General features: G+C 45.0%; 1 protein-coding gene. It reads left to right on the plus strand.

The window, feature by feature from the left end:
* Positions 1–148: 148 nt before the first annotated feature.
* On the plus strand, positions 149–451 hold a 303-nt coding region (locus A142_RS24470; RefSeq protein ID WP_198928606.1), incomplete at its 3' end, for a transposase zinc-binding domain-containing protein.

Genomic DNA, 451 nt, shown 5'->3' on the forward strand with positions numbered 1-451 from the left:
GCCCCACGAGATACCAACCTTCTTCTTTATACTTCTTCATCCATTGAACGAACATAGCAGCTACGCTGCAATTGGGCGCGTGATAGGTTTATGCGTATAATTAGGCTCTCCATTCGCTATCATGATGCTCCGATAACTTTCTTCGATTATGGCTACTCGTACTTCTGTCAATACGCCCTATCAACCTAGGCCGCTTAACTTTCTCCTTGAGTACAACAAAGCTTGGCAACATATGGTGGCGACAGACTCAACGCTACGAGATATTGAAATCATTGAAGTCACTAAAATGCTCGCCTGCGGCAAACCAGCTTTGGGTTGTAAAGAGCTACATTGTGAAAACAAAGACTGCACCCATTCTAAAAACATCTGGTTCACTTGCTCTAGTCGAGCCTGCTCTCGCTGTGGCAAAAAATCGACCGACAACTGGATAGTCCAACAGATAGACCGAATG

Origin of the sequence: Vibrio splendidus 12E03 (assembly GCF_000272105.2) — a bacterium.
GTDB classification, from domain to species: Bacteria; Pseudomonadota; Gammaproteobacteria; order Enterobacterales; family Vibrionaceae; genus Vibrio; species Vibrio splendidus_I.